This is a genomic window from Chamaesiphon sp. VAR_69_metabat_338, from assembly GCF_031423935.1.
In the GTDB taxonomy this organism is placed as follows: domain Bacteria; phylum Cyanobacteriota; class Cyanobacteriia; order Cyanobacteriales; family Chamaesiphonaceae; genus Chamaesiphon.
Map to the genome: position 1 here is coordinate 1 of NZ_JANPGM010000764.1, position 3,739 is coordinate 3,739.

Genomic DNA, 3,739 nt, shown 5'->3' on the forward strand with positions numbered 1-3,739 from the left:
GCTCGATCGACAACCTCGCCATCTAAAGTTGCTGCTAATAGACCGTCCAATATCTGGCGATATTGAGGGCCTGGTTTGTAACCCAATCGCCGCAGATCGTTACCATTTAGAGGCGATTGAATGTGCTGCCAGACTGTTAAATATCGCCAAATCTGACGGCGAATCGAGCGATCGCCACACCGCACGGCAATTAAAATCAGCATTGATAAATCGAATTGACGCAATAATTGCACCACTTGACTGATGCGATCGCATGTTGGTAAGGCGGAGACAATTTGCGTTTGCGATCGCTCTAGATTTCCCACCCGATCGATACTATCTTCAGGTAATTGGAGGTTTTGGGCGACTGGCTGCCGAAATTGGGGCGCGAGAGCGGCAATAATTGTTTCCAATCTTAACTGCCAATGAATGAGTTGGGGCTGGCGATCGAACCTGCGCAAACACCTTGCTAATAGTTGAAGTTGGTGTAATAATTCTGGCTCTAATTTCAGGGTTGAATGAATGCACTGCAAGGCTCCCAAATCCGCTAATAATTCCAGAGCCGATCGCCAATTAGGCGATTCGAGCAGATATTTTAATTCAGTTTTGAGCCTGGTTTGGAGCGCGGGAGTTTTGGGATTTGCTTGGGCGGTGCGATCGTAAATACCACTATCGATCGCATAGCGAATATAGGCGACGGTTTGAGGTTCTAGTTGAAAACCCAAGCGGATGGCAAATCTTACGCCCCGAAAAATTCGTGTCGGATCTTCAATAAAACTATTCGGATGTAAAACCCGAATTTGTTGGGTTTGTAAATCGCCCACACCGCCAAAAAAATCTAACAGTGGCGGGGTTGTTCCATCTGTTAGCCGCAACGCCATCGCGTTGATGGTGAAGTCGCGACGGTACAAATCTTGTCGAATCGAACTGGCTTCTACTTCGGGATTTGCCGCCGGATATGGATAAAATTCCGTTCTCGCGGTGGCAATATCGATGCCTAAAGAGTCAAATTCGCGATCGAGATGCCATTGCAATGCCGCTGTCTGAAATGCGCCGTGGACTTCTAGCCGCGCCGCTGGATAGATGACTTGCAGCGCAGTGGCAAGTTTGACACCTGCACCGACATCGGCGGCTTGGTGAAAGCCATCGACTACCAAATCGATATCTTTAATTAATAAATCGCCTGCGGCTTCCGCTAGCAGTAAGTCGCGGACGGCACCGCCGACGAGATAGAGTTGCCACCCCCACTCTTGGGCAAATTGGGCGGCTTTCATCAGCAGTTCCCATTGCTGGGGTGCGAGCCGCGCTTGTAACTGGTGGAGATTTTGGGGAGGAGAAATCTTTCGGAACCCACCCCCAGCCCCTCCTTGGAGGGGAGTCGGATTCGGGGTGAGATTAGCTTCTTTACTTGGTGTCACTGGGTGATGTCGATCGGCTCTCAAGACATCAGTACGCGTGACAATGCCTACCAACTTACCATCGGCTAGCACTGGCAATCTGCCGAGATCGTAAGTCACCATCAAGGCTGCTATTGCTGGCAAAGTGGTAGCAGGTGCGATCGTGCGTACCTGAGTTGTCATATAGCCTTTGACTGGCGCGTGACTGAAACCATGATGCAAAGCTAGATCGAGATCCCGCCGCGAAATAATCCCTACCAATCGATCGATCCCATCATCCCCTGGTGCAGCGACGATCGGCAAACCCGAGTGCCCATAGCGGAGTAAAATCCGTTGTGCTTCGGCAATGGTGGTTTCGGGGCGGATCGTGCGAATTGGGGCAGACATCAGATCTCTCGCCGTCACAAGCTGCGGCACTGCCGCGCTAATCGCCGCTAGCAGTCGATCGAGCGTCGTTTGGATATCTACTCCCCTCAAGCTCGCCGATGCAGCTCCAGCGTGCCCACCACCGCCGATCGAGCTAAATAGCACCCGCAGATCCACCTCGGGAATTTGAGATCGACCGATAATCGTCACGCGGTTGTCACCGTCGTCAGCCACAACCTCATGCACTAGCACCAAGACATCGAGCGTCGAATCGATCGCTTGAATTTGGGAGACGAGACTAGATAATCCCGGTACGAATTTTTCAGTCGCCAGCCGCACCCAACCGATCTTTTTCCCGCTTACCGATGAAGATTTCAGCTCCTTCAAAGCTACCAACAATAATGCTCGTAACTGCGGCGATAATCCTGGCTCCACATACTCATTCACTACCGCCAGATCTGCCCCTTGCTGCATCAGCCAGCCCAAAGCTAGTGCATCCCGTGGCGTGCTCATTTCAAACGTCAACGAGCCAGTATCCACATGAATGCCCAAAGCCATTACTGTCGCCTCCGCGATTGTCAGCGCAATCTTCGCCCGTTGCAATCGCTCGACAATGAGCGTTGTCGTCGCTCCCACCGGCTCGATCTCCACCCGCGTCGCGGGAATATCCGAGCTTTGCCCCAAATGATGATCGTAAATGACTATCTCTCGTAAATCCGGTAAATCAAACCATGCGCCTGCTTTGCCCACGCGATCGCGTTGTTGGGCATCGACGATACTCACCGAGCGGATCGACTCTGGTACTACCGAACGCCGTTCGATGAGCGGATATTCATCCCGATACAGTGCCAAAAAATTTCTCACCGTCGGATGCGCGCCACCAGCCAGCACGATTCTACTCCCAGGCAATAGTCGCGCCAAACCCACCGCCGCCCCCAACGTGTCAAAGTCTGCCGTAGTGTGGCACAGAATTACATCCATCACCCCATCCTTCTTACCCTATTCCCTATTCCCTATGCCCTATCCCCTCACCTAACGATTTGCACGGCGATCCTGCTCCCGGCGTTGACGATCGCGCCAACCCAAGAGCGTCAAATAGACAATTCCCAATGTCACAATTACTAGTAGTCCAAACGCCGCCGTCCCCAAAATCGGAATAAATTTAGCAGTTTCCATCGATCGCCATTTATCTCAAAAGATTATCTAAATTAATTCTACTACGATTATTATTTGCCGAGATTGACAGGCACCCGTGCTCAGAACCCGATCGTCGATCGTATGTTAGGATCTGAATTAAGTTGTTAAAAATTGTGAGTATAAATTTAGCTAGAGACTAAGCGCGAATAGAAGACAAATCGTTATCTTCAGTCATTGGGGACAGGGTGATACACCCACCACATCTTTGATGTCTTCTGCCTAGTTTTAGCTGTTTGCATGTGGATTTATTATGCTTTATTCAGCTCATTCTTATGGGCGATCGTCCATGTTCTCGACGAACATTGTGTAGACAAGATTTTTAGTAAACCGTGGTTGGGAGTTGTTACCAGTTCTGGTATCTCTGCGGGGATCTTCTTACTATTACCTCTAATCGATGTGCCGATCGTTCTGCCATCGGGGTACTTATTGGCGATTTGTTTGGTGACTGGAGCGATCGTCCAGCTCAGTCAATATTTCTACTTCCGCGCCCTAGATTGTAGCGACTCTGGGACTGTTTCGGCTTATTGGAATCTCACGCCAATTTTTCTGCTGGCGATTAGTTATTGGCTGTTTGGTTATTTCATTACAGCGAATAACTATCTCGGCATTGCCTTGCTAATTATTGCCTCGATCGGCTTGTGTGCGATCGACAAATTTAGCAATCGCTGGCAGACACTCTATCTGATGGCAATCGCCTCTGGATTGCTGACATTCGTGATGACGATCGAGAAATATATCTTCGATCGCACTGACTTTTTTGGAGCTTTTTTGAGTATTACGGCAGGGATGATTCTCAGTGG

General features: G+C 50.0%; 3 protein-coding genes. 1 reads left to right on the plus strand and 2 read right to left on the minus strand.

What is annotated here, in order from left to right; all coding sequences use genetic code 11:
• Nucleotides 1–2,723 (minus strand): CBS domain-containing protein (locus tag RMO84_RS21125; protein ID WP_310490407.1); only part of this gene is annotated, 2,723 nt, incomplete at its 3' end.
• 51 nt (nucleotides 2,724–2,774) lie between these two features.
• Complete coding sequence (locus RMO84_RS21130; RefSeq protein WP_310490408.1) at nucleotides 2,775–2,918, minus strand: hypothetical protein; 144 nt, start codon at nucleotides 2,916–2,918, stop codon at nucleotides 2,775–2,777.
• A gap of 258 nt (nucleotides 2,919–3,176) precedes the next feature.
• On the opposite strand from RMO84_RS21130, the gene RMO84_RS21135 reads away from it, so the two are divergent.
• On the plus strand, nucleotides 3,177–3,739 hold a 563-nt coding region (locus RMO84_RS21135), incomplete at its 3' end, for an EamA family transporter (RefSeq protein ID WP_310490409.1).

Excerpts from the sequence above, each read along its gene's own strand:
- RMO84_RS21130 (WP_310490408.1), bottom strand. The coding sequence starts at position 2,918 with ATGGAAACTGCTAAATTTATTCCGATTTTGGGGACGGCGGCGTTTGGA.